This is a genomic window from Pseudomonas sp. J452, from assembly GCF_024666525.1.
Classification (GTDB): domain Bacteria; phylum Pseudomonadota; class Gammaproteobacteria; order Pseudomonadales; family Pseudomonadaceae; genus Aquipseudomonas.
Window position 1 is genome coordinate 3864180 of the sequence record NZ_CP088294.1, and the last position, 25929, is coordinate 3890108.

21 protein-coding genes and 3 pseudogenes are annotated in these 25929 nt (G+C 64.7%); 13 read left to right on the plus strand and 11 right to left on the minus strand.

Going from position 1 to position 25929, the window contains the following annotated elements:
• Positions 1–7: 7 nt before the first annotated feature.
• Entirely contained in the window at positions 8–1225 is a 1218-nt protein-coding gene (gene fabB / locus LRS11_RS17465) for a beta-ketoacyl-ACP synthase I (protein WP_260494152.1), read from the plus strand.
• Positions 1226–1346: 121 nt separating this feature from the next.
• On the opposite strand, the gene LRS11_RS17470 is transcribed toward fabB, so the two are convergent.
• A complete protein-coding gene (locus LRS11_RS17470) occupies positions 1347–1808 on the minus strand; it encodes a DUF3859 domain-containing protein (RefSeq protein WP_260494153.1) in 462 nt (153 codons plus the stop codon).
• Between the two features lie 164 nt (positions 1809–1972).
• Here LRS11_RS17470 and LRS11_RS17475 point away from each other — a divergent pair, with 164 nt between their 5' ends.
• The 7 genes and pseudogenes from LRS11_RS17475 to LRS11_RS17500 all read left to right on the plus strand — a co-directional run bounded on the left by LRS11_RS17475 (position 1973) and on the right by LRS11_RS17500 (position 8647).
• Entirely contained in the window at positions 1973–2830 is an 858-nt protein-coding gene (locus tag LRS11_RS17475) for an ABC transporter substrate-binding protein (RefSeq protein ID WP_260494154.1), read from the plus strand.
• A gap of 624 nt (positions 2831–3454) precedes the next feature.
• Positions 3455–4342: pseudogene (locus tag LRS11_RS22545) on the plus strand (methyl-accepting chemotaxis protein); the annotation flags it as partial.
• A gap of 991 nt (positions 4343–5333) precedes the next feature.
• Positions 5334–5606, plus strand: a pseudogene (locus tag LRS11_RS22550) (HAMP domain-containing protein); the annotation flags it as partial.
• 141 nt (positions 5607–5747) lie between these two features.
• A complete protein-coding gene (locus LRS11_RS22555) occupies positions 5748–6464 on the plus strand; it encodes a methyl-accepting chemotaxis protein (protein WP_409519821.1) in 717 nt (238 codons plus the stop codon).
• Between the two features lie 67 nt (positions 6465–6531).
• Positions 6532–6927 (plus strand): OsmC family protein, encoded by a 396-nt coding sequence (locus LRS11_RS17490; RefSeq protein WP_260494157.1) that lies wholly within the window; start codon positions 6532–6534, stop codon positions 6925–6927.
• A 1-nt stretch (position 6928) separates the two neighbouring features.
• Positions 6929–7813 carry a pirin family protein gene (locus tag LRS11_RS17495; protein WP_260494158.1) on the plus strand — a complete coding sequence of 295 codons (885 nt, stop codon included), beginning with the start codon at positions 6929–6931 and terminating at the stop codon, positions 7811–7813.
• A gap of 60 nt (positions 7814–7873) precedes the next feature.
• Positions 7874–8647: an ABC transporter substrate-binding protein gene (locus tag LRS11_RS17500; protein ID WP_260494159.1), complete on the plus strand. Its 774-nt coding sequence runs from the start codon at positions 7874–7876 to the stop codon at positions 8645–8647.
• 84 nt (positions 8648–8731) lie between these two features.
• On the opposite strand, the gene LRS11_RS17505 is transcribed toward LRS11_RS17500, so the two are convergent.
• The 6 genes and pseudogenes from LRS11_RS17505 to LRS11_RS17530 form a co-directional block, all read right to left on the minus strand.
• A complete protein-coding gene (locus tag LRS11_RS17505) occupies positions 8732–9463 on the minus strand; it encodes a DNA-binding domain-containing protein (protein ID WP_260494160.1) in 732 nt (243 codons plus the stop codon).
• Positions 9460–10329: a DUF692 domain-containing protein gene (locus LRS11_RS17510; protein WP_260494161.1), complete on the minus strand. Its 870-nt coding sequence runs from the start codon at positions 10327–10329 to the stop codon at positions 9460–9462. The genes LRS11_RS17505 and LRS11_RS17510 overlap by 4 nt, the downstream gene beginning before the upstream one ends.
• Before the next feature lie 9 nt (positions 10330–10338).
• On the minus strand, positions 10339–10632 hold the full coding sequence (locus LRS11_RS17515) for a DUF2282 domain-containing protein (protein ID WP_260494162.1): 294 nt from the start codon (positions 10630–10632) through the stop codon (positions 10339–10341).
• Positions 10633–10668: 36 nt separating this feature from the next.
• Complete coding sequence (locus tag LRS11_RS17520) at positions 10669–11289, minus strand: glutathione S-transferase family protein (RefSeq protein WP_260494163.1); 621 nt, start codon at positions 11287–11289, stop codon at positions 10669–10671.
• Between the two features lie 86 nt (positions 11290–11375).
• Positions 11376–11798, minus strand: a pseudogene (locus tag LRS11_RS17525) (DoxX family protein); the annotation flags it as partial.
• Between the two features lie 60 nt (positions 11799–11858).
• Positions 11859–12362 carry a YHS domain-containing (seleno)protein gene (locus LRS11_RS17530; protein ID WP_260494165.1) on the minus strand — a complete coding sequence of 168 codons (504 nt, stop codon included), beginning with the start codon at positions 12360–12362 and terminating at the stop codon, positions 11859–11861.
• Between the two features lie 175 nt (positions 12363–12537).
• Between LRS11_RS17530 and LRS11_RS17535 the strand changes: the two genes are divergently transcribed.
• From LRS11_RS17535 to LRS11_RS17555, 5 genes are all read left to right on the plus strand, one after another.
• Positions 12538–13452, plus strand: a complete 915-nt coding sequence (locus LRS11_RS17535; RefSeq protein ID WP_260494166.1) for a LysR family transcriptional regulator — start codon at positions 12538–12540, stop codon at positions 13450–13452.
• Position 13453: 1 nt separating this feature from the next.
• Positions 13454–14353, plus strand: coding sequence for a LysR substrate-binding domain-containing protein (locus LRS11_RS17540; protein WP_260494167.1), 900 nt, complete (start codon positions 13454–13456; stop codon positions 14351–14353).
• A gap of 180 nt (positions 14354–14533) precedes the next feature.
• Positions 14534–15163: a glutathione S-transferase gene (locus LRS11_RS17545; RefSeq protein ID WP_260494168.1), complete on the plus strand. Its 630-nt coding sequence runs from the start codon at positions 14534–14536 to the stop codon at positions 15161–15163.
• A gap of 68 nt (positions 15164–15231) precedes the next feature.
• Entirely contained in the window at positions 15232–17286 is a 2055-nt protein-coding gene (locus LRS11_RS17550) for a pyridoxamine 5'-phosphate oxidase family protein (protein ID WP_260494169.1), read from the plus strand.
• A 19-nt stretch (positions 17287–17305) separates the two neighbouring features.
• The gene (locus LRS11_RS17555) at positions 17306–17782 is read left to right on the plus strand and encodes a nuclear transport factor 2 family protein (protein WP_260494170.1); all 477 of its coding nucleotides are present in this window, start codon (positions 17306–17308) and stop codon (positions 17780–17782) included.
• A 5-nt stretch (positions 17783–17787) separates the two neighbouring features.
• Here the strand turns inward: LRS11_RS17555 and LRS11_RS17560 are convergent, their stop codons facing one another.
• From LRS11_RS17560 to LRS11_RS17575, 4 genes are all read right to left on the minus strand, one after another.
• Positions 17788–18786: a two-component system response regulator gene (locus LRS11_RS17560; protein ID WP_260494171.1), complete on the minus strand. Its 999-nt coding sequence runs from the start codon at positions 18784–18786 to the stop codon at positions 17788–17790.
• Positions 18783–22472 (minus strand): PAS domain S-box protein, encoded by a 3690-nt coding sequence (locus LRS11_RS17565; protein ID WP_260494172.1) that lies wholly within the window; start codon positions 22470–22472, stop codon positions 18783–18785. The genes LRS11_RS17560 and LRS11_RS17565 overlap by 4 nt, the downstream gene beginning before the upstream one ends.
• A gap of 192 nt (positions 22473–22664) precedes the next feature.
• Entirely contained in the window at positions 22665–24569 is a 1905-nt protein-coding gene (gene htpG / locus LRS11_RS17570; protein WP_260494173.1) for a molecular chaperone HtpG, read from the minus strand.
• Positions 24570–24668: 99 nt separating this feature from the next.
• A complete protein-coding gene (locus LRS11_RS17575) occupies positions 24669–25913 on the minus strand; it encodes an MFS transporter (protein WP_260494174.1) in 1245 nt (414 codons plus the stop codon).
• Between the last annotated feature and the right edge of the window lie 16 nt (positions 25914–25929).

Genomic DNA, 25929 nt, shown 5'->3' on the forward strand with positions numbered 1-25929 from the left:
TTTTCGCATGCGCCGCGTCGTGATCACCGGTCTGGGCATCGTTTCCTGCCTGGGCAATGACAAAGACACCGTTTCCGCCAACCTGCGTGCCAGCAAGGCGGGCATCCGCTTCAATCCGGCCTACGCAGAAATGGGCCTGCGCAGCCAGGTATCGGGTTCGGTCGACCTCAACCTCGAAGAGCTGATCGACCGCAAGGTCCTGCGCTTCATGGGCGATGCTGCGGCGTATGCCTACCTGTCGATGGAACAGGCGATCAAGGACTCCGGCCTCACCCCCGAGCAGGTTTCCAACCCGCGTACCGGCCTGATTGCCGGCTCAGGCGGTGCCTCCACGCACAACCTCATGGAATCCTTCGATACCCTGCGCGAAAAAGGCGTCAAGCGCATTGGCCCATACCGTGTCACCCGCACCATGGGCAGCACCGTGTCGGCCTGCCTGGCCACGCCGTTCCAGATCAAGGGTGTGAACTTCTCCATTTCCTCGGCCTGCGCCACCAGCGCGCATTGCATCGGCCAAGCCATGGAACAGATCCAGCTGGGCAAGCAGGACATCGTGTTTGCCGGCGGTGGCGAGGAAGAACACTGGACCCAGAGCTGCCTGTTCGACGCCATGGGCGCCCTCTCCACCCAGTACAACGAAACCCCGGAGAAGGCCTCGCGCGCCTACGATGCCAAGCGTGACGGTTTCGTCATCGCCGGCGGTGGCGGCATGGTGGTGGTCGAGGAACTGGAACACGCACTCAAGCGCGGCGCCAAGATCTACGCCGAAATCGTCGGCTACGGCGCCACGTCCGATGGCTACGACATGGTCGCCCCGAGCGGCGAAGGCGCAATCCGCTGCATGCAGCAGGCGCTGGCCACCGTCGATGGCCCGATCGACTACCTGAACACCCACGGCACCTCCACCCCGGTGGGCGATGTCGCGGAAATCCGCGGCGTGCGTGAAGTGTTCGGTGACAAGGCACCGCCGATTAGCTCGACCAAGAGCCTGTCCGGTCACTCCCTGGGCGCTGCCGGCGTGCAGGAGGCGATCTACTGCATGCTGATGATGGAAGGCAAGTTCATCGCCGGCTCGGCCAACATCGACGAACTGGACCCGGAAGTGGCCGACCTGCCGATCCTGTGCCAGACCCGCGAGAATGCCGAACTGAACACCGTGATGAGCAACAGCTTCGGCTTCGGTGGCACCAACGCCACCCTGGTCCTGCAACGCTACAAGGGCTGATCACTCAGCCCCACGCAAAACGGCGCCTAAGGGCGCCGTTTTGTTTTCTGTCAGCCTTGCCAACCGCGCATAGAAAAACCCGACCGCGTAAACGATCGGGCTTTATCTACAACGCAGTGAATCAGCGCACCAGGAAGCCCTGCTCCAGCAGCTTGCGATCACCCTGGAACACCATGAAACGCCACTCCCCCGGCACCACTTCATGACGTTCGGTGAACTCGAAGGCCATCACGTCCTGCTCCGCACCGGGAGCCAGCTTCTGTAGCACCTCGATCTTGTCCTGGCGCCGGCCATCCGGCCCGACCAGCCCCGGAGTGAAGTACATCAGAGTCAGCGGCTCACCGCTTTCCGTTTTGCCGGCCAGGCGATAGCGCATGCCGAACTTGGTACCCAGCTGGGCCGGTACCTGTTCCGTCTGCTGGATCTGCTGGTTGGCGCGGGTCAACACCCGCTCACCCGGTTGCGGGTCCTTGAACTGGGTGGCGAACACGCCGTACTCGATCGGCCCCTCGACACGCACATCGGCCATCACCAGGCTGGATGCCAGGCTCAGGGCCAGGGCAGTCAGGCTCAACACTTTCATCTCGTACTCCTTGTTTGGGATGGCGCGAGCCTATGACCAAAGCATGACAGGCTGATGACAAGCCAACGTCCGTCGAACCTGCCCATGACATTCGCCGGCCAACTGGCCAGCAGCCCCGCGAGCAGCCATGCTGAGCAACAAAGCCACTGTCCATGAGTCATCCAATGCCTCGTCTGCTCGCGCTGCTTGCCCTGCTCTGCTGTGGCCCCTTGCTGGCCGGCGAGCGCCTGGTCTACCCGCTGCACTCCAGCGATGCCGACCCCGAGGCCTATGTGGTCGAACTGCTGCGCCAGGCCCTCGACAAGAGTGGCGCCGGCCACCAGTTGGTGCCCTCCAGCCTGGCCATGCCGCAGAGCCGCGCGCAGCAGTCGCTGGAGCAGAACGACAACAGCGTGCAGCTGATGTGGACCATGACCACCAAGGAGCGCGAGCAGGTCCTCCTGCCGATCCGCATCCCCATCTACAAGGGCCTGATCGGCTGGCGCGTGGCCCTGGTGCGCGAGGAAGACCGCCACTGGCTGAAGTCCGTACGCAGCCTGGCCGATCTCAAGCCCATGCGTTTCGGCCAGCGCAGCGACTGGCCGGACACCGCCATCCTGCGCAGCAATGGCCTGCAGGTGGTCACCAGCCAGAGCTACGCGAGCCTGTTCCGCATGCTCAATGCCGGGCGCTTCGACCTGTTCCCACGGGAAGTGGTGGTGGCCTGGGACGAGCAGGCCCGCGCCAATCAACAAGGGTTGCAGTTGGCGGTGGATGAACATGTGGTACTGCACTACCCCACCGCCTTCTACTTCTTCACCTCGCGGGCGCGGGCCGATCTGGCCGCGGATATCGAGCGCGGCCTGGAGCGGATGATCGCCGACGGCAGTTTCGACCAACTGTTCGACAGCCATCACGGTGCGACCATCCGCCGGGCGCAACTGGACAAGCGGCAGGTCATCGAACTGCAGAACCCCGACCTCCCGGAGTTGACCCCTTTCGCCCGCGAAGAGCTGTGGTATCAGCCCGACGCACCAAAGTAGAACGCGCAGCCAACCCGCCACTCGTGTCGCCCGGCGCACACGCAGCCTGTGAACCAGCGCACAGATGCTGGCACCCTGCTTGCACAGCTCCCTGCAGACCATTTAGGGAGATCCAGCATGCTGCAGTTACTGCGCAAACCCACCCAGCGCGCCCGGGACGAAGAAGCCCTCAGCGCCCTGTTCAACCAACACGACCTGACCAGCCGGCTGATCGAAAGCCAGGCCTGGATGGGCCGTCTCAACCGTTTCAGCGACGGCCTGCACCAGCGCATCCGCACCAGCCTCGGCGCCGCCGTCGGCATCGCCGCCCATGCCCCACAACTGGCCAGCATCGCCAGCGCCAACCAAGCCAGCGGGCAGAGCCTGGCGCAATCCTCGGAGCTGATCGCCAGCGCCAGCGAACAGGTGACCACCACCCTGGATGCCGAACTGGTGCCCGGCGCGGCCGAAGTCGCGCGGCTCTCCGGCGAAGTCGCCAGCACCCTGCGCCAGTGCCAGCAAAGTGGCCAGGACGTGCTGCGCCAGGTCGAAGCCATCGGCCAGTGCGAAACCGACCTGAGCCAGGTGATCGGCAACCTCGGCAGCCAGCTGGAAGAAGTCAGCAAGGTCATCGGCGTGATCGCCAGCATTTCCCAGCAGACCAATCTACTGGCCCTCAACGCCGCCATCGAAGCCGCCCGCGCCGGCGAACATGGCCGCGGCTTCGCCGTGGTCGCCGAGGAAGTGCGCCGCCTGGCCGGCCACACCACCGAAGCCACCGGCCAGGTCAGCAGCATCATCGAGCGCTTCCACGCCGGCATGCAGCAACTGGGCAATGCCGGCACGCGCATGCACCAGGCCGTCGGCGACGGCCGCCAGGGCATGCTGCAGGTCGGCGCCGGGCTGGACAGCACGCGCCAGGCCATGGACCGTCTCGACGAGCGCGTCGGCCATATCGCCACCGGCACCGAGCAGATCGGCCAGGCCGTGCGCTCGATCAACGGCGACGTACAGCAGATCGCCCAGGTCGCCGGCGACCTGCTCGGCAAGGCCGGCCAGGTGCTGCGCCACAGCCAGGCCGTGCGCGAAGATGGCGACCGCCTGCTGCAAGGCCTCGGCGGCTTTCGCCTGGAACTGCACCGGGTGATGCAATCGAGCGTCGAGCAACTGGCCAGCCACGCCCAGCTGCGTGGCGATGTGCCAACGGCCGAACACCTGCTCGGCGAAACCCTGCGCCGCGATCCGCGCTTCGAGCTGTTCTACCTGGTCGACAGCAATGGCGTGCAGCTCTCGGAAAACATCTTCGCCAGCGATGTGCCGCATCAAGACGCACCCAGCTGCCGCGGGCGCAACTGGAGCCAACGCCCCTGGTTCCGCACGGTGGCCGATGACCTGCGCAGCCACATCACCCCGGTCTACCGCTCCTCGGCCACCGATGACTTCTGCTTTACCGTCTCGGTGCCGATCCTCGATCAGAGCGGCCGTCTGCAGCGGGTGCTAGGTGCCGATGTGCGCCTATCCGTGCTGGTGTAATCACCTAGCCACCGACACTGTCGCCTCAGTCATTTCACGGGGCGACATATCGGCCATTTTCCGTTCCTTCCTTGCCAGAGATAGCCAAATGCCACCATAGTGATCAGTCACCGCCACATTAGTGACGCCATTAATTAGACGCTTCACAGGAGCACTTGGCATGTCAGGGACATTCACCACTGCACTCGCCAATCTCAAAACCCGCAACAAGCTAGCCCTCGGCTTCTCCCTGGTTTTGACCCTTACCCTGGCCATCGCCGCTCTCGGCTACCTGGCCCTCAACCGACTGCACGCAGGCTTCCTCGAAGCCAACGAGCTGGCCGCTATCAACCTGCATATATACGAGGCCCGGCGCAACGAGAAGGACTTCGCCCTGCGCAACGACGACGCCTATGTCGGCAAGGCGCACGCGGCCATCGCCAAGCTGGACGAGATCGCCAGCGCCAACCTGGACGACGAGACCGACCCGGCCCATATCCAGGTGCTGCAAGGTATACGCGACAACAGCCAGGCCTACGACCAGCACCTGGATGGCTTCGCCAGCGCCTACCGCCAACGCGATCAGGCGCAGAGCTCAATGAACCAGGCCGCGCTGCAGGCCAGCCAGGGGCTCGAAAAGCTGCGCACCACCCTCGACGAGGACACCCGTGGTCAGCTGGAATTCAGCGGTGACAGCCTGGCCCTGGAGGTGTTCAACCTGGCCAGCGGCGCCGGCGCGCTGAACCAACGCCTGATCGCCGCCCGCGACATCGAGCGCCGCCTGCTGCGCGGCGACGAGCAGGCTGGCGCCGCCCTGGAGCAGGAGCTGCAGGCACTGAGCCAGAGCGCCACGCAGCTGCGCGAGCAACTGGGTAACGAGCAGCAGCAACAGCTGATGGCCGCAACCGAACAGGCGCTGCAGCAGTATCAGCAGCAGTTGGCCGTCTACCACGCCAGCCGCGGCGCCTACGGCGAGGCCGAAGGCCTGATGCGCGACAGCGCCCGCGCGGTGATGGAAGCCGCCGACGGCAGCTATAACGAACACTTGGGCGCCCTGGAAGGACAAAGCAATACGGCCGAGCGGCTGATCCTGATCAGCGCCGCCGTGGCCTTCGTCATCGGCGTGCTGGCCACCTGGCTGATCAGCACCCTGATAGTGCAACCGCTGCGCCACGCGGTGAGCGCCGCCCAGCGCATCGCTTCCGGCGACCTCAGTGGCGAACTGGACGGCCGACGCAAGGACGAAATCGGCCAGCTGATGCTGGCCATGGGCGACATGACCCGCAGCCTGCGCCAGCTGCTGCAGCAAATGACCAGCGGCATCACCCAGATCGCCACCGCTGCCGAAGAGCTGTCTGCCGTTACCGAACAGAGCAACGTCGGCATTAACCAGCAGAAGCTGGAAACCGACCAGGTGGCCAGCGCCATGCAGCAGATGACGGCCACGGTGCAGGAAGTGGCACGCCACGCGGAAACCGCCTCCGATTCGGCGCAGCAGGCCGACCAGCGCGCCCGTCAGGGCGACGGCGTGATCGGCCAGACCATCGCCCACATCGAGAGCCTGACCCAGGAGGTACGCCAGTCGGCCGAGGCCATCGGCCAGCTGCAGGCGGAGACCCAGAACATAGGCGGCGTGCTTGACGTGATCAAAGCGGTGGCCGAACAGACCAACCTGCTGGCGCTCAACGCCGCCATCGAGGCCGCCCGCGCCGGCGAACAGGGCCGTGGCTTTGCCGTGGTCGCCGACGAAGTACGCGCCCTGGCCGTGCGCACACAGAGCTCTACCGCCGAGATCGAACAACTGATCGGGCGCCTGCAGAGCGGCGCCGAGCAGGCCGTGCAGCTGATGGACAAGAGCAGCAACCTCGCCGAGCAGTCCAGAAAGGACGTGCACCAGGCAGGTCAGGCGCTGCGTGCCATCACCGACGCGGTGTCAAACATCCAGCAGCTCAACCAGCAGATCGCCACCGCCGCCGAGCAGCAGAGCGCCGTGGCCATGGACATCAGCCGCAGTGTCACCAGCATCCGCGACGTGGCTGAGCAGTCCGCCTCCGCCAGCGAAGAGACCGCAGCCTCCAGCATCGACCTGGCGCGCCTGGGCGGCGAGCTGCAGGTGCTGGTGGGGCAGTTCCGTATCGCCTAAGGCGACTGGCGCGGATCGACGAGGCATGCAAGGCTCTTGGCATCATCCAAGAGCCAGGGAGCGCCCCATGATCCGCATCAGCACAGAGAACGGCCTGCGCCATAGCATCGAAATCGGTGAGCACCTGCTGCACACCGACGTCCCCGTCGAGTTCGGCGGCGAGGCCTCCGGCCCCGAGCCTCACGACCTGTTCGATGCCGCCATCGGTGCCTGCAAGGCGCTGACCCTGATGCTCTACGCCAAGCAGAAAGGCATGCCGCTGGAGAGCCTGGATGTGCACGTCAGCCGCGACGACAGCGAGGAGCGCCAGGGCATCTATCGCCTGGCCGTACAACTGGATCTGCACGGTGCGCTGGATGAAGCCCAGCGCCAGCAGCTGCTGCGCATCGCCGACAAGTGCCCGGTGCACAAACTGGTGACCAGCAGTGAGGTGCAGATCACCACCCAACTCGATGAGGCCTGAGATGGCTAGCCTGTTGCTGATCCAGCCGCGCGCGGAAGACATCGCCGGCCAGCCGATCCTGCGCCCGCTGCCTTCGGCCAAGTGCCGCAGCGTCGGCCCCTTCGTGTTCTTCGACCATATGCTGGAGCAGGCCTACCCGCCCGGCAGCGGGATGAACATCAACCCGCACCCGCATATCGGCCTATCCACCCTCACTTACCTGTTCGATGGCGAGCTGCAGCACAAGGACAGCCTCGGCTCGGATCAGCACGTGCGTCCCGGCGATGTCAGCTGGATGACCGCCGGCCGCGCCGTGGCTCATATCGAGCGCACGCCCGAGGCGCTGCGCCAAACCGGCTCACGCCTGCACGGCCTGCAAGTCTGGCTGGCCCTGCCGCAGGAACTTGAGCAGAGCGAGCCGAGCTACAGCCATCACCCGGCCGCCAGCCTGCCGCGCAGCGAAGCCATGGGCGTGCAGATCACCCTGATCGCCGGCGCAGGCTTCTGCCTCGAGTCGCCCGTGCCCATGCACTCGCCGACCCTCTACGCCGAGTTGAAGCTGCAGGCCGGCGCCAGCCTGCTGATCCCGGCCGAGCAGCGCGAGCGAGCGCTGTACCTGATCGACGGCGAAGCCCGACTGGAAGACGCCGAACTGCCCCGGCACTGCCTGGCCGTACTGCCCGAAGGCGAGGAACTGCTGCTCAGCGCCTGCGGCGAATGCCACCTGGCACTGATCGGTGGCGAGCCGCTGGGGCCACGGCGGATGTTCTGGAACTTCGTCGCCAGCGACCCGGCCCTGCTGGAGCAAGCCAAGCAGCGCTGGGCGGCCGGGGACTGGCCGCAGGTACCGGGCGAATCGCAACGCATCGAGTTGCCGAGCCCGTCGAAGGGAGCCACGCTTAGCTGAGCCAGCCTGGGCCCAGTAGATCTGCCCGGATTCAGTGCGCACCGCCCCCAAGAGAGCCTTATGACCATCACCAGAAAGCTGCTCGCCGCCATCCTTCTAACCCTGCAGATACCACTGTTCATACCGACAACCTGCCAAGCCGAGAGCAAGCCTTTCCGCGTTGGATACTTCGACCTGGCGCCACATACCGGGCTGGGCGCGAACGCCGCCAATCCGGGGATAGCGATCAGCTATTTCGAGCAGATTGCCGCGCGCATGGCCGTCGGCGAAGTCAGCTACAGCAAGATGCCGCTGCCACGCCTGCTGCGCATGCTCGAACGCGGCGAGCTGGACATGATCCTGCTACTGGCCAAGGACGCGGAGCGTGATGCGCGCTTTCTCTACCCGCATCAGGCCCTGCTCAGCACCTCAACGGTGCTGGCCGTACAGGCCGACAACCCCCTGACTGCCATCCACTCCGTAGAGGATTTGCTGCCGCTGCGCATTGGCGTCTGGCAGGCTGGCTATCGCTCGCCCCTGCTGAATGACCCGCGACTACAGCTGCAAACCCTGAGCGGCGATGGGGTGATGGGCAAGGGCCTGAAGATGGTCGCCGCCGGGCGCGTCGACGCCTTCTACTTCCCTGACGACTACGCCCTGCAATACGAAGCGAAAAAACTCGGCAACCAGGCCCAGATCAAAGTGCTGGCGATGCCCGAACAACAGCTGGAGCTGTACTCGGTGTTTTCCCGCCAGAACGGCAACCAGTACCTGGCCCGCTATGAGAAAGCCCTGCGGGACGTGCAGCTGCAGCAGTCCTATGCGGAGTTCTTCAATACGCTCATCGTGGACTGAACCCCGCGGTTCTCCCTGCAGCGCCAAGCCCTACTCGGACTGCGTCCCCGCCTCGTCCTGCTTGAGTGCCACGGCCGCAACCACCTAGCTGAAAACCTGCCAGTACACGAGCATGCTGAACCGCGTACAGAGCTGCTCTATATCCATATGCGGCTGCAAAACCAGCGCTGCCTCGCTGAAAGACCTGCGCTGCTGCAACTGCTCAAGCAGCTCTGCGCTGCTGTTATCCACCTGACGGGTCATCAGCTGCAGCCCCTGGCGCCAGACCAGGACATTTTCGCCCGGCCAGTTATCGTGCGGCAGCTCTGCACTGGACCACAGCGCCCAGAGCGGGTAAGTCGAGCGCAGCAAGGTGACGCTGGGGTGCCATTGCAGACGCAGATCCAGCAGGCGGTGCAGCGCCTCCTCGTCCAGGCCACCAAGTTGCAGGGGCAGCGCATCGGCAGCATGAAAGGCCTGCAAACGGGCCCACTCCAGGCGAGCAACGTCCGCCAGAAAAGGCCAGTCGGCCAAGGGTGGGAACTGTTCGATAAACACCGCCAGATGCGCACCGTACTCATGCAGAACCGCCGAGCAGGGCGGATGCTGACGGCTGAACAGTGCCGCCAACGCCGTGAAATAGTCCGCGCCCAGGAGCCGCTCCACGGCCGGGTAGACTTGGCGCAAGGCCTCGATACGCCCTGCATGCACGGTGTTGCGCAGAATGTTGAAGCGCTGAGCGAAACGCTGCTCTGGCAGGTTGCCCAGTTGCCAGGGGATGCTGGCCTCGGGCCTGTCCAGGGCCTGGGCAAATACGTCCTGATCCTTGGCATTCATAGCGGCACGTCCAGCGCGACCTCTGGCATGAAGGGCACACACTGCAACGAGCGCACACAGTCGGCCTCCGCTGCCAGTACCGGCCAGCTCGGCAGGTTGCGATCCCATTCGACCAGCGTCGGGCACTTGCCGGCGTGGCGCACCCATTCTGCATACAGCTGCCAGGTGGCATCGGCGACCGCACTGCCGTGCTCATCCACCAGCACAGACTCGCCATCGGGCAGCTCAACGCGAGTATGCCCGGCCAGATGCACCTCACCGACTCGCTCCACCGGTAACTGCCGCAGGTAGTCCCATGGCTCGCCGCCACAGTTGTGGCTACTGATCAGCAGGTTGTTCAGATCCAGCAGCAGTCCGCAGCCACTGCGCTGACTCAGGCTGCGCAGAAACTCGACTTCGCTCATCTCGCTGTGCGCCAGGCGCAGACAAGCGGCCGGGTTTTCGATCAGCACCTCGCGCTGCAACGCACACTGCAACTGATCGACATGCTCGACCAGGCGCTCCAGAGTCGCGCGGTCATAGGCAATCGGTAGCAAATCGCCGAGGTAGACGCCCGCATGACCGGACCACGCCAGGTGCTCGGACACCAACACCGGCTGATAGCGCCGGCACAGTTCGGCCAGCCGTTGCAGATGCCCGGCATCCAGCGCCTGGGCGCCGCCCAGGGACAAGCCGACACCGTGCACGGAAAGCGGCAGTTGTTCGCGCAAGGCGCCCATCTGCGCATGCAGCAAACCACCTGCGCCGAAGTAGTTCTCGGCATGGATCTCGATAAAGTCCAGCCGCTGTGGATCGGCCAGCAGAGCCTCGAAATACTGCGGCTTGAACGCCACACCGGCGCCCGCTTGCAGTGGTTTGCAGTTCATCGACGTTTCCTAGCTGCGCTTGAGCGGAGTCAACGAACCCGTGCCCTTGGGCGTCACGATGGTGGTGCAGGTGCCTGTGGGCACCAGCTTCCAGGCATCGCCCTGGTAGTCGACCTTGGACGTTCCGGCACAGGATGTTCCGGGGCCGGCGGCACAATCGTTCTGCCCGGCCAGGGAGATGCCGTAGCACTTTTCCTTACCGGCGTTGACCGCAGTTGACGCGGCACTGACGCTGGTGACGCTGGCCAGCAAGGCACTGGTCAGAGACAGCGCCAGCGTGGCGTTGAAGGTACGACGATCCATATGCAATTCCTCATGCAATCAAGGGTAACGCCAGGCTCACTGCAGCCTGGCAAACGCCCGCTGCACCGCCGGGCGAGCGCTGATACGCGCCACCCAGTCCTGCACCGCGGGAAAACGGGAAAGTTCGACACCGGCGTAATCCGCCACCCGCAACCAGCCGAAATGGCTGATGTCGGCCAGCGAATACTCGGCACCCGCCAACCAGGGTTGTTCGTTCAGACGTGCCTCGAGTACCTCGGTCAGGCGCACGGCCTCGCTGCGATAGCGCTCGATAGCCACAGCAATCGGTTGTGCAGCCGAACGCAGAAACCAGCCCGCCTGGCCGAACATCGGGCCAACGGCGGAGACCTGCAGAAACAGGTATTCCAGGGCACGCCAGCGGGCGAAGGCGTTCTCTGGCAGCAGCCCTGCGCCTTTCTGCGCCAGGTACAAGAGGATGGCCCCGGACTCGAACACCGAGATCGGTTGCCCGCCCGGCCCGTCGAGATCGACGATGACCGGAATGCGGCCATTCGGGTTAAGCGCCAGAAATGCCGGACGCTTCTGCTCACCGGCGGCCAGATCGAGCTTGATCAGCCGATAGTCGAGGCCAAGTTCCTCCAGAGCAATTGGCACCTTTACGCCGTTCGGCGTATTGGCGGTGTACAGCTCGATCATTGCCCCAGCCTCTGAATCTGCTCGGCAAATGCCTCACTCTCACCCGCCATGACCTGCTGGCAGGCACTGTGCGGATGCTGCCGACGCCGCCAGGCGCTGGCGATCAGGTGGTCGATGGAGAGTCGTCCGCCGCCGTGACGGATCAACAGCAGCAAAGCCACCGCCCAGGTGCCGTGGGTAGCCCAGGCATCGGGATAGACCAGGGTCTGAATCACCAGGGTCATACCCAGCAGACCGAGCGCCGCCAAGCGCGTGGCCAGGCCCAGCAGAAGCAGCAATGGCAACAGATGCTCGGCACCCACCGCCAACCAGGCCGCAGTACTGGGCGCCAACAGTGGCAAGCGATACTCCTCCTGAAACAGGTACAGCGCGTTATCACTCAGTTGCCAGCCATCGACCTTGGTACGGCCGGACTGCCAGAACAGCGCACCGGGAAACAGGCGCGCCAGCAACAGCGGAGCGCTGCTGAGCAAGCCAAGCAGACGGGATAGAAGCGGACGAGCACTCATGCTGCATTCCTCAAGCAAGTGAACCGGCCTGGCGCCCGATGGCGCCAGGCCGTTCAGGGGTTACAGGGTGTTGGCGGCCTTGTCCTTGATCAGCGGCCAGTTGACCTCGGCCTTCTGAATGTTGCCCGCCACGTCCTGCGACCACTTCTGGAACACATCGGCGTTGACGTTCAGATAGAGCTTGCCGTCGACCACTTTGAACTGGGTCGGATCCACGTCGAGCTTCTTGCCCAGCGCTGCGCCCATGGCGCAATAACCGCCGTACTGCGGGGCGTACTGGCTCGGATTGGCCTGGAATTTCTGCAGGTTTTCCGCGGAAGCGAAGTAGTAGGTGGCGCCGTCATGTTTGGCGGCGAAGCGCTTGTCACCGAGGGTCGGCATGCCTTTGCTGAAATAGGCCACGCTGTCATAGCCCTTGAGGATGACGGCCTGGGCATCGACGTTGATGGCAGAGGTAGAGGTCTCGTCGTAGGCGTAGCTGCTGGTGACGGTCAGCAGTGCACCGGCACCCAGGGTCAGTGCGGCGGCCAGGGAGCTGGCGATAACGGATTTTTTCAGGTTCATGGGGCGTTTCCTTAGGACTCTGATGAGGTGATCGGGTCGCCGTCGACGGTCATGCCGTCGACGTGGAATCACTCTAAGGAAACAAGAAACGGACAAGAACAGGCGCTTTTTGCAAGGAACAATTGCAGCCAGTGGAATTAATCGACCACACTTGCTGGCCTACAAGGAGCCGCCCATGGACAGATTCCAGGAAATGCAGGTGTTTCTCGCCGTCGCCGAGGAACAAAGTTTCGCCGCTGCGGCGCGCCGCCTGAACCTGTCGCCGCCCAGCGTGACCCGCGCCGTGGCGGCCCTGGAAGAACGCATCGGCACCCTGCTGCTGGCCCGCACCACGCGCAGCGTGCATATCACCGAAGCCGGTCAGCGCTACGTGGAAGATTGCCGGCGCATCCTCGCCGAACTGGAGGAAGCCGAAGAGTCGGCCGCCGGCAGCCATGCCGTGCCACGCGGGCAACTCACCCTCACCGCGCCGGTGCTGTTTGGCGAGCTCTATGTCACCCCGGTGATGGTCGATTACCTGAACGAATACCCGGCGGTGAACATCAAGGCTCTGCTGGTCGATCGGGTGGTCAGCATGGTCGACGATGGTATCGACGTGGCCATCCGCATCGGCAATCTGCCCGACAGCGGCCTGCACACCGTCAAGGTCGGTGAAGTGCGCCAGGTCATCTGCGCCTCACCTGCTTACCTGGCCGACCATGGCCACCCGCAGCATCCCGAGCAACTGCAGCAACACCGCATCGTCATGTCGTCTGCCAGTCACCTGCTCAGCGACTGGCACTTCGCCGGCGTCGATGGCCCCGTGAGCGTGCGTACCGAGCCGCGCCTGATCGTCACCGCCAACCAGGCCGCGATCAATGCGGCCTGCCTGGGCTGGGGATTGACCCGCGTACTCTCTTATCAGGTGGCCGGCAAAGTTGCCGCCGGCGAGCTGGAAGTCGTCCTGCAAGACTTCGAGCAGCCGCCGCTGCCCATCCACGTGGTCTATCAGGGCGGGCGCAAGATCAGCGCCAAGGTGCGCAGCTTCGTCGATTTCTGCGCCGCCCGCCTGAGCCAGGATCTCGCTCTCAACCCAGGGCGCAAGGGCTGACATGGATCGCCATCATGAGATGAGCGTATTTCTGGCGGTGGCCAGCGAGCTGAGCCTGGCAGCGGCAGCGCGCCGCCTGGAGATCTCCGCGCCGACCGTGACCCGCGCCCTGGCCTCACTGGAAAACCGTCTGGGCGTCACCTTGCTGCAACGCAGCACACGCGGCGTCAGCCTCAGCGCGGCTGGCGAGCGCTTTGCCCATGACTGTCGCCGCATCCTGCAGGATGTCAGCGACGCCGAAGCCTCCGCCTGCGGCCTGCATGCCCAGCCACGCGGCCATTTGCACCTGGCCTCGCCGTTGCTGTTTGGCCAGCAACTGCTGATGCCCATCGTGCTGGACTACTTGCACGACTATCCCGAGGTGCAGGTCTTTGCCCACTTTATGGACCGCTTTCCCAATCTGCACGAAGAAGGGATGGACGTGGCCATGCTGGCCGGCGAGCTGGCTGACTCCTCGCTGTTCGCCGTCAGGGTCGGCGACATCCGCCGGATTGTCTGCGCCAGCCCGGGCTACCTGGCTGCGCAGGGCACGCCGCAGCATCCCGAGGAGCTGCGCAGTCATGCGGTCGTTCACTCCAGCGCCGACGCCCGCCTGCCCGAGTGGCGCTTTCGCGAGGGCGCCACGCCTCTCAACATTGCCCTGCGCCCACGCCTGAGCTGTGCCACCAACCAGGCCGCCATCGCCGCCGCCTGCCGGCATGCCGGGCTGACCCGCTGCATGAACTATCAGGTGCATGAGCAGCTCGCCCAGGGCCATCTGGTGCGGGTGCTGCAAGCCTTCGAACCGGCCGCCGTGCCCGTGCACCTGGCCTATCGCGAAGGCCGCAAGGCTGCCGCGCGGGTGCGCAGCTTTGTCGACTTCGCCAGCCAGCAGCTGCGACAACACCCGGCGCTGCGCTGAGCACAGCAGCGCGGCCTGGCGCCGTGCCACATGGCTTTCTTGCAGTTACTGAAATAAAGGATTGTGATTTTTGGTGATTCTGCTGATTCACGCTTAGGTGGAGTATGGCTCCCATCAGCGCGGCCCACTCAGGTAACCCCGGCCCGCTGAACCCTCACTCACTCAAGCGCGGAGCCCAGCATGTCGCACAATCCGATCAAACTTTACCGTCACCCCCTCTCGGGCCATGCCCATCGCGTCGAGCTGCTGCTCTCGCTGCTCAACCTGCCCACCGAACTGGTCTTCGTCGACCTGGCCAAGGGCGCGCACAAGCAGGCGGAGTTCCTCGCCCTCAACTCCTTCGGCCAGGTGCCGGTGATCGACGATAACGGCACCGTGCTCAGCGACTCCAACGCCATCTTGGTCTACCTGGCGCAGAAATACGGCAACGGCCGCTGGCTGCCGAGCGAGCCGCTGGCCGCTGCCAAGGTACAGCGCTGGCTCTCGGTCGCCGCCGGGCAAATCGCCTCGGGGCCGGCCACTGCCCGCCTGATCACCGTATTTGGCGCGCCGTACAACGCCGAGGAAACCATTGCCCGCTCCCACGCCCTGCTCAAGGTCATGGATCAGGAGCTGAGCGCCAGCGCGTTCCTCGCCGGCGACCAGGCGACCCTGGCCGACGTGGCCGGCTATACCTATATCGCCCATGCCCCGGAAGGCAACGTGTCGCTGGCCGACTATCCGCATGTTCGTGCCTGGCTGGCGCGCATCGAAGCCCTGCCCGGTTTCGTACCGATGCAGCGTACGGCTATCGGCCTGCAGAGCGCCTGAGTCCATCGGGCCTGGCCAGCGCCGCGATAGCACGCTGGCCAGTTTCTCCCTGTTTATGGAGACCGCATATGAACCTGCCTCCCGAACCCAGCTCTTCGCCCTGGCATGCCGGGGAGCAGCAGCTGCAAGCCAGCCTTGGGGTCGCCGAGCGCATGGCGGTGTTCGGCAGCAAGGTGATCCGCGATTACATGCCGGATCAGCACCGCAATTTCTACCGACAACTGCCGTTCATTTTGCTGGGGACGGTGGATGCCGAAGGCCGCCCCTGGGCCAGTATTCTCGAAGGCGCAGCGGGCTTTGCCCACTCGCCTGATCCACGCCGGCTGCAGCTGGATACCTCGCCACAGCCCAGCGACCCCGCAGCCCGTGCCCTGCAGGCCGGTGCAGCGGTCGGCCTGCTCGGCATCGAGCTGCACACGCGGCGGCGCAACCGGGTCAATGGCACAGTCGAGCAGCATGGCGATAACGGCCTGAGCATCGCGGTCGAACATGCCTTCGGCAACTGCCCGCAATACATCCAGCTACGCCAGTTGCAGCTTCAACCCCAGGTACCGGCCGCTGCCAGCGCGCCGGCCGAACAGCGCGACACGCTGGATGACGCCGCCCGCGCAATGATCGGCCAAGCCGATACCTTCTTCGTCGCCAGCTATGTCGAACACGCCGACGGCAGCCGCTCGGTGGATGTTTCCCATCGCGGCGGGCAGAGCGGCTTCGTGCGCGTGCAGGGCAATCGTCTGACCATTCCCGACTTCGCCGGCAATCTGCACTTCAACACCCTCGGCAATCTGCTGATTAACCCACGTGCCGGACTGCTGTTCATCGACTTTGCCAGCGGCGATCTGCTGCAGCTCAGCGGGCGCACCGAACTGATTCTCGAAGTCCCGCAGATCACCGCCTTCCAGGGCGCGGAGCGGCTCTGGCAGCTGGATGTCGAGCAACTGGTACGGCGCCCCGCCGCACTCAGGCTGCGCTGGCAATTCGAGGGTTACTCGCCGAACAGCCTGATGACCGGCAGCTGGAGCGAGGCCGAAGCGCGCCTGGCTGCCGAAGCCTTGCGCGAGCAATGGCGCACGCTGCGGGTGGCACGCATCGTCGAGGAAAGCGCCAGCATCCGTTCCTTCTATCTGGAGCCGGACGATGGCGCCGGCTTGCCGATTTTCCAGGCCGGTCAGCATCTGCCGCTGCGCCTGCGCATCCCCGGCCAGGCGCAGCCGCTGATCCGCACCTACAGCCTGAGCAGCGCACCGTCCGACCACTTCCTGCGCATCAGCGTCAAGCGCGAGGGCCTGGTCTCGACCTACCTGCACGAGCAGATCGACGTCGGCAGCCTGCTCGAATGCCGCGCGCCGCAGGGCCGCTTCAGCCTCGACGCCGAGCAGCGCCGGCCTTTGGTGCTGCTGGCCGCCGGGGTTGGGGTCACGCCTCTGCTGGCGATGCTGCGCGAGGTGATCTACCAGAATCTGCGCCTGCGTCGCTCGCGACGGGTGTGGTTCGTCCAGAGCGCCCGGCAGCTGGCCGATCTGGCCTTTCGCGAGGAGCTGCAGACCTTGCTGCAGCGCGGCGGCGAGGCGATCCAGGCCGTGCGCCTGCTCAGCCAGCCGGAAGCGCACGCCAGCGAGGGCGAGGACTTCGAGCTGAGCGGACGCATCGATATCGACCTGCTCAGGCACCTGCTGCCTTTCGACGACTTCGACTTCTACCTGTGCGGGCCGAGTGCCTTCACCCAGGACCTGTACGACGGCCTGCGCGCGCTGAACATCGGCGATGAACGCATCCATGCGGAAACCTTCGGCCCGTCGAGCCTGCGCCGCCAGGTCAGCCAGGCAGCCCCGGCGCCGGAGCAACCGCCAGCCGCCACCACGCCGGTTGCCGTGCTGTTCCAGCACTCAGCCAAGGAAGCCCGCTGGACACCCGGCAGCGGCAGCCTGCTGGAGCTGGCCGAGAGCCGCGGCCTGAACCCGGAATTCAGTTGCCGCGGCGGCTCCTGCGGCACCTGCCGCACCCGCCTGCTCGGTGGCCAGGTGCACTACCCCATGCCACCCGCCGAAGCGCCCGCCGCCGGTGAGGTATTGATCTGCTGCGCCATACCGGCCGGCGACAAACCGCTGCTACTCGATCTCTAACCCACATCAGGACCGTGCCATGAGCCATGCCGAGCAACGCCCACCCCTGCCGCCCTTTACCCGCGACAGTGCCATGCAGAAAGTGCGCATGGCCGAAGACGGCTGGAACAGCCGCGACCCCGAGCGCGTGGCCCTGGCCTATACAGTCGACAGCCGCTGGCGCAACCGCAACGAGTTCCCGGTGGGCCGTGAACAGATCCGCGCGTTTCTCGCTGGTAAATGGCAACGCGAGCAGGAATACCGCCTGATCAAGGAGCTCTGGGCGTTCACCGACAACCGCATCGCCGTGCGCTTCGCCTACGAGTGGCATGACGCCAACGGCCAGTGGTTCCGCTCCTACGGCAACGAAAACTGGGAATTCGATGAACACGGCCTGATGCGCGAGCGCCACGCCAGCATCAACGATCTGGCCATCCGCGCCGAGGATCGGCTGTTCCACTGGCCGCTGGGCAGCCGCCCGGAAGACCATCCGAGCCTCAGCGCGCTCGGCCTGTAACCGTCTTATTGAGCTTCCGCCCAGCGCTCCTTGATTAGCAGGATCTGCGGCATGCAGCCGAGAAACAGCTCGACCAGCTGTGGATCGAAATGCTTGCCGCTCTCGCGCCGTAGCAGCTCCAGTGCCTCTTCCACCGACCAGGCCGCTTTGTAGGGCCGCACGCTGGTCAGTGCGTCGAACACGTCGGCGATGGCGACAATGCGTCCGGCAAGAGGAATGTCTTCGCCCTTGAGGCCATTGGGATAGCCGCTGCCATCCCATTTCTCATGGTGGGTCAGGGCGATGCTACGGGCCATCTGCAGCAGGCCGGAGGGGTGCTCGCCGATGATGTCGGCGCCGATCTGCGCGTGCTGGCGCATCACCTGCCACTCGGCATCGTCGAGCTTGCCGTTCTTCTGCAGGATGGCGTCGGGGATGCCGATCTTGCCCACGTCGTGCATGGGCGCGGCGTTGAGCAGGTCGTCGGCGGCCAGCTCGCTGAAGCCGGCGGCCAGGGCCAGTACGCGCGAGTAATGGCTCATGCGGATCACGTGCAGGCCGGTCTCGTTGTCCTTGTATTCGGCGGCCAGGCCGAGGCGCTGGACGATCTGCAGGCGGGTTTGCTTGAGTTCGTCGACCCGCACCAGCGACAGGTGGGTGCGCACGCGGGCGCGGACGATCGGTGGACTGATCGGCTTGGTGATGTAGTCCACCGCACCGACCTCGAAACCCCGCGCCTCGTCTTCAACATCGGCCAGGGCGGTAACGAAAATCACCGGAATGACCGCCGTCGCTTCACTCTGCTTGAGCCGGGTGCAGACCTCGTAACCGGTCATGCCGGGCATCATCACGTCGAGCAGAATCAGATCCGGGCTCTCACGCTCAGCCAATTCGAGGGCCTTGTCGCCGTCCTTGGCAAAGAACAGGCGATAGTCGTCCTGCAGGACTTGCCGCAACACCTGCAGGTTGGTCGGCTCGTCGTCGACCAGCAACAGCTTGGGACGGCTATCGACGGCTTCGTTCATGTTTGCGTACCTCCGGGCTGCTGCTCGAGCCAGCCGAGCAACTCGGCAAGCAAAACAGCAGCACGCTCAAAATCGAAATCGTTGATCGCTGCGTCGAGGGCCTGTGCCCGCTCAGCCGGCAGCGCGGCAAGCAACGGCTGCAGAGCCTGCTCGGCCAGCTCGCCATGCTGCAGAGCGGCACGGGCCTGCTCGATCAGCGGGCGCAGCTGCAACAGTTCTACTGCGCTGGCGACGGGCTTGTCTAGCGCCGCCGCCAGCTCCGGCAGCACCGCAGGCAGACTGGCCAGGGCCTGCTTCAGCTTGGCCAGCAGTTCCTCAGTCGAAGCCGGCACTGCGCCCTTGAGTGCATGCTCCAGCTGCCCGGCCAGGCGGCTCAGCGGCAGCAATGCCAGGTTGGCGGCAGCACCGCGCACGCGATGGGTCAGCTCGGTGGCTGCGACTTGCTCGCCACCCTGGAGCAAGGTGGCGATCTGCCTGGCCACGTTGGCATGCTCATCAAGAAAACGCCGGATGGCCGCCAGCAGCGCCGTGTCACTGCCCCACAGCTGCACCCCGCGCGGCCAGTCGATGGCGGTTTCCGGTACGTCCTCCGCCAGCGTCAGCGGCCGCAACGGGACTGCCGCCGCCAAGCCGGTGACGGCGGCGATCTCGGCCAGCAGCTTGTCCATCTCCAGCGGCTTGGAGGCGAATCCGTCCATGCCCGCCTCACGCGCGGCGCGCCGGTCCTGTTCCAGCACGCTGGCGGTCAGGGCGATGATCGGCGTCGGCTGAAGGCCATTGACCTGTTCGTGCCGGCGAATCCGCCGGGTGGCTTCCAGGCCATCCACGCGCGGCATCTGCACGTCCATCAGCAACAGATCGAAGCGACCGGCAAAGTACGCAGCCAGCGCCTCCTCGCCGTCATAGGCGGTGACCACCTGATGCCCCAGGCGCTCAAGAATCAGGCTGAGCAATTCGAGGTTCTGCGGCACGTCGTCGGCGGCGAGGATGCGCAGCGGCGGCAGGCCGAGGCCGCTGGCAGTCGGTTCGTGCGAGGTGGCGACACCGGCCGGCAGGCGCAGCCAGACATGGAAGCTGCTGCCCTCGCCCAGCTGGCTTTCGACCTCGATGCGCCCGCCCATCAGCTCGGTCAGCTGGCGGGCGATGGTGGTACCCAGGCCGGTGCCGCCAAAGCGCCGGCTCATGCTCGCATCGGCCTGGGCGAACGGGTCGAAGATGCGCTGCAAGCGATCGGCGGCGATGCCGATGCCGCTGTCGCGCACGGCGAAATGCACTTCGTCGTCCTGCCCGGCTCGCAGTTCCAGGCGCACCCAGCCGCGCTCGGTGAACTTCACCGCGTTGCCCACCAGATTGGTCAGCACCTGCTGGATGCGTAGCGGGTCGCCCTTGAAGTGCTCGCCCAGCTCGGCCGGATAATCCAGCTCCAGGGTCAGGCCCTTGGCCTCGGCGCTCAGGCGCAGGGAGTTGCAGATCTGCTGGCACAGCTCGAGCAGGGAAAAGTCCACGCACTCTAGCTCCACCGCGCCGCGCTCCAGCTTGGCGGTGTCGAGGATGTCGTTGAGCAACCCCAGCAACGAGCGCGCAGCCTGGCGTACGGTGCCCAGGTGGCGGCGCTGCAGGCTGTCCAGCGAACCGCCGAGCAGCAGTTCGGTAAAGCCGATGATGGCGTTCATCGGCGTGCGGATCTCGTGGCTCATGTTGGCCAGGAAGGTGGTCTTGGCCTCGGCGGCCTGCTCGGCGACGTTCTTGGCCTCGCGCAAGGCTTCTTCCATCTCGCGGCGCTGACTGAGGTCGGTAGCGAATTTGACCACCTTGAACGGCTTGCCGTCGGCATCGAAGATCGGGTTGTAGGAGGCCTGAATCCATACCTCGCGCCCACCCTTGCCCAGACGCAGATATTCGCCGGCGTCCAGCTCGCCACGCCCCAGGTGCGCCCAGAACGCCACGTACTGCGGGCTTTCGACATACGCCTGCTCACAGAACATGCGATGGTGCTGGCCCTGGATCTCGTCCAGCTGATAACCCATCAGATCGAGGAAGTTCTGGTTGGCGTCGAGGATGTGGCCCTGCAGATCGAACTCGATCACCGCCAGTGCACGGCGGATGGCGTTCACCGTGCTCTCGAATTCGGCGTTACGCAGCTTGCTTTCGGTGATGTCGAGCAGCACACCGTCGATCCATTTCGGCTCACCGCGCTCGTCGAGCACCGCGCTGCCACTTTCCCAGATCCAATGTTCCGTACCTTGGCGGTCGTAGAGGCGGTATTCGACGGTGTAGTTACGCCCCAGGGCGACCGCCGCCAGCACTTCATCCGCCACCCGCTGAAAATCCTCGGGGTGGTACAGCTCGTTGATCGACTTGTGCCGACTCATGAAGTCGGCCGCCGTCCAGCCCGTCAACTTCTCCACTGCATCACTGATGAACAGCATGCTCCAGTTATCGTCCAGCAAGCAGCGGAACGACACCCCGGGGATATTGCCGATCAGCGAGCGGTACTGCTGCTCGCTCTCGCGCAGGGCCTGCTCCATGGCCTTGCGTTCACTGATGTCACTGATGAACCCGACATACAGGGTCTTGCCCGGCAGGTTGGCCAGGCCAATGGCCAGGCGGATCGGCAACAGGCTGCCGTCCTTGAGCTGCGCCTCCACCTCGCGGCTGCCGCCGACGATGTCGCTCTGGCCCTCGCGCATCACCCTGGGCAGGTAGTCCAGGGCGCCCTGGTGGTAGCTCGCAGGAATCACCGTATTGATATGCCGGCCAACCAGTTCTGCTTTGCTCCAGCCATACAGGCGCTCGGCAGCCGTGTTGAGCCCCTCGATCAAGCCGCGCTCATCGATGATGACGATGCCGTCCACCGCGGTTTCCAGAATCGCCCGCAGGCGCGACTCACTGCCCTGCATCTGCCGGTACAACTGGCGATAACGCAGCAGGCCGTTGGCTGCCGCGACGAAGATGGTCAGCGACACGGTAGCCAGAGCCACGGCCAGGGCAATGAACACACTGTCTGCGTTGTTCTGCTGATCCAGCGGCTCGACGCTGCCGATGAAGCGCGCCGCCGCCATGCCGGTGTAGTGCATGCCGGCGATGGCCAGGCCCATGACCACGCCGCTGGCGAGAATCGCCTTGCCCCCGGAAATTCGCCCGCGCAGGCCGAAGCGCACCCACAGGGCGAGAATCGCCAACACCACCGCCACCACAATCGACAGGGCAAACCAGTAGGGGTCGTAGCGCAGCAGCGGCGCCATCTGCATGGCCGCCATGCCGCTGTAGTGCATGGCGCCGATACCGGCCCCCACCAGCACACCGCTGGTGATCAGCTGCGTGCTGCTGATGCTGCGCCGTGCCAGCAGCTGCAAGGCGATCCAGGAGGCAAACAGGCTGGGCAGCAGCGACAGCAGCGTCAGGCTCGGCGCGTAATCCACCCGCGCGCACAATTGGAAAGCCAGCATGCCGATAAAGTGCATCGACCAGACGCCGCCGCCCAGGGCCAGCGAGCCGGTGGTGATCGCCACCTGCCGATACAGGCGGTTGTCGCTGAGGCGCGCCATGCCCGCCACCTGCAGGGCCATGCCCGAGGCAAAAATCGCGATCAGCAGCGACAGCGCCACCAACCAAGGGTTGTAGCTGCCGTAGAGAAACAGATTGGGATCGCTGGCATCGAGAAACAGGCTGGTCAGATAAGACATGGCTGATCCATCAAGAAAACATCACGGATACGCCAGGCTGGGGCGTCCAGGGCAGACGATAGTAAAGAGCCAGCATTGCTGAATGCCAGTGAAATCCGCTGGCCGGAGCAGCAAAACTGGCTTACCGGTCAGTTATACGATGCAGAAACGACAAGGCCCGCAGCAGCGGGCCTTGTCGTTACGCAACAAGCGTCAGGCGGAGAGTTCCACCAGCAGCTTGTTCAGGCGCTGCACGTAGGCAGCCGGGTCTTTCAGGCTGTCGCCGGCGGCCAGGGCGGCCTGGTCGAAGAGGATGTGCGAGAGGTCGGCGAAGCGCGCTTCGTCCGGCTCGGCGTCCAGCTTCTCGATCAACGGGTGGGCCGGGTTGATCTCGAAGATTGGCTTGGAGTCCGGCACTTTCTGCCCGCTGGCTTCGAGGATCTGGCGCATCTGCAAGCCCAGGTCCTGCTCGCCGATGGCGAGGATCGCCGGCGAGTCGGTCAGCCGGTGCGACACGCGCACCTGGGCAACCTGCTCGCCCAGCGCGCCTTTCAGGCGCTCGACCAGGCCTTCCTTGGTCTTGGCGATTTCTTCCTGGGCTTTCTTGTCCTCTTCCGAGTCCAGCTTGCCGAGGTCGAGGTCGCCACGGGCCACGTCGACGAAGCTCTTGCCGTCGAATTCGCTCAGGTAGCTCATCAGCCACTCGTCGATACGGTCGGTGAGCAGCAGCACTTCGATGCCTTTCTTGCGGAAGACTTCCAGGTGCGGGCTGTTCTTCACCTGGGCGTAGGTTTCGCCGGTGAGGAAGTAGATCTTGTCCTGGCCTTCCTTGGCGCGGGCCAGGTAGTCGGCCAGGGCCACGGACTGCTCGCCATCATCGCCGGCGGTGGAGGCGAAGCGCAGCAGGCTGGCGATCTTCTCCTTGTTGGCGAAGTCTTCCGCCGGGCCTTCCTTGAGTACCTGACCGAAGTTTTTCCAGAAGGTCTTGTACTGCTCGGGTTCGTTCTTCGCCAGCTTCTCCAGCATGTCCAGCACGCGTTTGGTCAGCGCCGTCTTCATCGAGTCGATGACCGGGTCTTTCTGCAGGATCTCGCGGGAGACGTTGAGCGACAGGTCGTTGGAGTCGACCACGCCCTTGATGAAGCGCAGGTACAGCGGCAGGAACTCGTCGGCCTGGTCCATGATGAACACGCGCTGCACGTACAGCTTGAGGCCACGCGGCGCTTCGCGCTGGTACAGGTCGAACGGCGCACGGCCCGGCACGTAGAGCAAGGATGTGTATTCCAGCTTGCCTTCGACCTTGTTGTGGCTCCAGCTCAGCGGGTTCTCGTAGTCGTGGGCGACGTGCTTGTAGAACTCCTGGTATTCCTCGTCCTTGACCTCGGTGCGGCCACGGGTCCACAGCGCGCTGGCGCGGTTGACGGTTTCCCACTCCTGCTCGGCCGGTTTGTCGGCCTCTTCAGCGTGCTGCTCCTTGGGCAGCTCGATCGGCAGGGCGATGTGGTCGGAGTACTTCTTGACGATGTTGCGCAGGCGCCAGCCATCGGCGAACTCTTCTTCGCCGGCCTTCAGGTGCAGGACGATGCGGGTGCCGCGCTCGGCTTTCTCGACGGTAGCGACTTCGAAGTCGCCCTCGCCCTTGCTCGACCAGTGCACGCCTTCGCTGGCGGCCAGGCCGGCGCGACGGCTGAACACGTCGACTTTGTCGGCGACGATGAAGGCGCTGTAGAAGCCCACACCGAACTGACCGATCAGGTGCGAATCCTTCTTCTGGTCGCCGGTGAGGTTCTTCATGAAGTCGGCGGTGCCGGACTTGGCGATGGTGCCGAGGTGGGCAATCGCCTCCTCGCGGCTCAGACCAATGCCGTTGTCTTCGAGGGTGACGGTCTTGGCGTCCTTGTCGAAGTTCAGGCGGATCTTCAGTTCGGCGCCGCCTTCGAGCAGCTCCGGCTTGGCCAGCGCTTCGAAACGCAGCTTGTCGGCGGCATCCGAGGCGTTGGAAATCAACTCACGGAGGAAGATTTCCTTGTTCGAATACAGCGAATGGATCATCAGGTGCAGCAGTTGCTTCACCTCGGTCTGGAAGCCCAGGGTTTCTTTTTGAGTTTCCACACTCATGGTCGTCTAACTCCACATGCAGGACAGGCCGCAAACGCGGCGGATGTCATGCAGATGGGGACTTCAGAATGAATTTCAAGGGCTTGGCGCAAAAGCAGATCAGGGTTCGAGCAGCTCGACCCGGCTGATTTCATCCGGATGCAGGGTAAAGGTGGCCTGTCCGGCACCGCCATGCTGCTGGCTCAGACGAATGCTGCCGTCCGCGTCCAGGCCGGCGAAACGGCCTTCGGCCGTGCCGCCGTTGAGCTTGACCACGCGCATGCTGAGATTCTGGTACTGCTGCGGACTGCTCAACAGACGCAGCAGCGAGAAACGCTGGCGGCGATCCGGCTTCGCCCGCGCAGGCTCGTTGACGGCCACGCTCTCAGTCACCACCGGCTTGGCTACCACGGCACTCGGCAAGCTCAGCGCAGGGTAACGATCATCCTTGACCTGCCAGCCACGCGCGCCCTTCTCCAGCTGCAGATCCAGGCGCTGTTCCTGGCCATTGACCTTCGCCAGCACCGCCAGCGGCACACTGCTGGCCGGGAAGCTCACTGCTGGCAGTTCAAGCAACTGCACGACACGGCTGTTGAAGCGCCGCTGCAGGTAGTCCTCGACCACATGGGCCAGGGTTTCCTGAGAGTCGAATGCGGTATCCAGTTGCCCATCGCGGTAACGCAGGCGATCGGTGAACAACTCCAGGCGACCACTCAGGGTGGTGCCGTATTGTGGCGGCAACACCAGATGGAAATCGCCATTCAGCTTGTTCGGCGGCAGCGCCTGCAGATCCAGGTGCAGGGTGTAGCCCTTGCTCAGGCGGCGCGCCTCGGGCAGATCCTGCTCGGGCAGCAGCCAGCTGACTTCGACTTCGGGCAACTCACCCTGGTCTTCCGGCAGCACATCCAGGCGGATAGGCGCCTGGGTAACCTGCGGCAGGCGAATCTTCACCTCCCGACGGGCAAAGAAATCCTGCCCTTCGCGCAAGCTGAGCACGCCATCGATCAGCTCGGCATGCTGCGGCATAAACGGCTGGTTGTTCAATTCACCGCGCAATTGGATATCCAGCTCAGCAGGAGCCTGCGCGGCAGGTTTCAGCCAGTCCAGGCTGAGGATCGCCTGCAAGCGCTCGGCATCCTTGTTGGCCATCAGCACCAGTCCCACGATCAGCGGGATAAAACCCAGGGCCAGCAGGCCAACAGCACTGCGCGCGCGGCGCCAGTGGCGCAACACATAGATCAGCGTGAGCGGCGGCAGCAGGCTGCCCCAGCCCCACAGCAGACTGGTGGCGAAAGCCCGCATGACCAGCCAGACCAGCCCGCTCAGCATCAGCAGCAGGCCGCCAAGGATCAGCAACGCATCCATCCAGAATTCCTTATCT